We start from the raw sequence: 2602 nt of genomic DNA on the forward strand, positions 1-2602 counted from the left end.
TTTCTAATTGTTTTTGACGCTACAAAGTATCCGTTCAATGCGGCGAAAGCCTTGTGATTGCTGACCTGTTCCACCATATGAAATACATGGAGCGCCGTGGAAGTGGCCTATGCAAAATCATCAGGGAAATCGAAAAGCTATGACTTATAAAATTGTGTTAATAGGGTTATTTATTGTCATCTCAACCATTCAAAGACGAATAGTAGAGCTGCAATCTCCGTAATCTTCTCATCTCCAAAACATTGAAGACGGTCTCTCGTCCGCAGGCCTTGCATTTGGTCTGCACATGTCCTCTGGTATCCTCAAAGACGATGATTGAATTGTGTCGGCAATAAGGGCACCTGACAGTCCTGGGCTTTTGCGAAGCGATTGCATCCTTTGCCCGGATGATTTTAATCTGCATTTCCGCAGATGGTTCCGATACTCTGATATTCCTGCTCATGGCCACACCTCCAATGGATCGCGATATTCATAATCCTTTTTCCGGTTCAGATAGCCCAGTTGTTCCAAGCGGATAGCAGCTGCCGATCTCGAAACGCCAAAGACGCCACAAAAAGTATCTATCTTCACCTGGTCTTTGTCATAAAAACGCCATCCATAACATGTCAGAGGCTTTCTGCTGTTGATGAACCACATCGCCCGATCTACTTCTGACTGGGGCATCAAAATGGCAGCTCCCAGCGTATTGGCCTGCCACTCGTTCCAGTCCTCCTGCGTTCTCAGAACGCGGGAACCTTTTCCCCTCACTTCCGGTCTCTTATGGCAGGCTATCTTTCGGTCATCAGCATCCAGCTGAAACAATATCTGGTGAGCGCACTCATGTGCCAGCGTAAACCTGCGTTTTCCGCAGAGTTTCCGGATATTCGCCGGTTCAATGAAGCTCTTATCCAGAACCACATCATTGGTTTTCAGGAAGATGCTCCTCTGACTTCCGTCAACTTCTATCTGATATTCTGTATCCACATACGCGGTCAGACCATAGATGCTACCGTCCGAGGATAGTTTTTGAAATGACACCTTCAAGTTCAGATAATCGGATGCAAACTGGTCAATGGGTGTCGGAAGCGCAAATCTTGCCGGATCATCTGCTTCGCTGCCGAAAAAGGACTTTTGAAAATCTTTTATCACTGCAACGGCGATTTCTTCTATGTTTTTCTGCGAAAGAATCATAGGCACTGCTCCTTTGCTTCAACGAACCATTTTTCATCTTCGTTGTACAGGAAACTCTCATGTCCGCCGATCATGACCGGATAACGGATTCCGCAGCCACCCACCTTCGTGGAAGCCGCCCGGCACTTATGCTTCAATCGGTCGATCTCATACACCCGTCCGTCAATCCAGCGAATCAGGCGCGGACGAATATTTCCCTCTGCATCCACATCTAAATTCACAGGTACATATACTTTTCTGCATTTCTGTTCCGACATATTCTACGCTCCTCCTCTGTAAACCGGCGAATGTGTTGACTTCTTTTAGCAAAGAACTCACCAGATTCTACCGGTGCTGTATTAACCAATCATTCCTGTCGGCATAACCAAATCAACTTTTCGCTCTGTCGGCATCTTGCTTTTCTGAAAAAGTACCCCATTTTTAATCGCATCTTTCCCGAATCGGAATCGAATCTGCTCAATCGCTGCGTCCAGCCGTTCCTGGCGATCCAGTGATTTCACGTCGGTGAATAGGTCGTATTGTATCGGACAATCCTCTTCAAACAGGTTGATTGCCCGAACTGTCACTGAACGAATCGGATGCTCCCACTGATAATTCTTTGCAAACAGAGCAAATGCGGTTTTCGCCAGATAGGTGGGGCTTTGTGTCGGAATACCAATCCGGCACTGCCACTCTTTCGTGTAAAGCTCGTTGTTGCGGATGGAAATCGCTATTCCGCCAGCTTTCTTTTTATGTGTTCGCAGCTTGGTTCCGATCTCCTGCACCAGTTCCAGCATGACACACCAGACTTCGGCGTTATTCTCCAAATCCTGCATGGTCGTTATCCCGTGCCCAATGCTCTTTACTGGGGAGACATAATCGGAACGCATAACCGGCGAATCATCCAGTCCATTGGCATATTTCTTAATCGCCAGTCCATTCTTTCCAAGGCGGCACTTCAAGAAATCATCCGATGTTGCAGCAAGCTCTCCAATGGTATGAATCCCATAACCGGACAGAACCTTCTCGGTCGCTCTGCCGACTCCAAGCAAGTCAGAGGCGGGAAGACACCAAATCTTCTCCCGGAACGAATCTGCTTCGATGCAGGTAATCGCATCCGGCTTTTTCATATCCGACCCAAGCTTGGCAAAAATCTTGTTGAAACTCACTCCTGCGGAAATCGTAAGTCCCAATTCAAACTTAACCGTTCTGCGAATCTCATCTGCAATTTCAAATCCGGTTCCCATGCAGCCGCTTCCGGTCACATCCAGCCAGCATTCGTCCATCCCATACGGCTCGATCTGATCGGTATAGCGACCGTATATTTCACGAGCCAGCTTTGAAAACTTCATATATTGCTCATAGTGCGGCTCCACGATCACAAGATCCTGGCACTTCTGCTTTGCTTGCCAGATTGCCTCTCCCGTAGAAACGCCAAACGCCTTTGCTGCAT

The 2602-nt window shown here is 47.6% G+C and carries 3 protein-coding genes; all 3 read right to left on the bottom strand.

Translation table 11 applies throughout. The features are described from left to right. Nucleotides 1-438: 438 nt before the first annotated feature. Nucleotides 439-1170 (bottom strand): ImmA/IrrE family metallo-endopeptidase, encoded by a 732-nt coding sequence (locus PUE40_RS02790; RefSeq protein WP_270339002.1) that lies wholly within the window; start codon nt 1168-1170, stop codon nt 439-441. Then, nucleotides 1167-1427, bottom strand: coding sequence for a hypothetical protein (locus PUE40_RS02795; protein ID WP_277671840.1), 261 nt, complete (start codon nt 1425-1427; stop codon nt 1167-1169). Before PUE40_RS02795 ends, PUE40_RS02790 begins: the two co-directional genes overlap by 4 nt. An 81-nt stretch (nt 1428-1508) precedes the next feature. Then, on the bottom strand, nt 1509-2602 hold a 1094-nt coding region (locus PUE40_RS02800), incomplete at its 5' end, for a DNA polymerase Y family protein (RefSeq protein ID WP_277671841.1).

This window comes from Mogibacterium kristiansenii (genome assembly GCF_029224645.1).
Taxonomy (GTDB): domain Bacteria; phylum Bacillota; class Clostridia; order Peptostreptococcales; family Anaerovoracaceae; genus Mogibacterium_A; species Mogibacterium_A kristiansenii.

Coding starts and splice junctions, on each gene's coding strand:
- PUE40_RS02790 (WP_270339002.1), bottom strand. CDS start 1,170: ATGATTCTTTCGCAGAAAAACATAGAAGAAATCGCCGTTGCAGTGATA.
- PUE40_RS02795 (WP_277671840.1), bottom strand. CDS start 1,427: ATGTCGGAACAGAAATGCAGAAAAGTATATGTACCTGTGAATTTAGAT.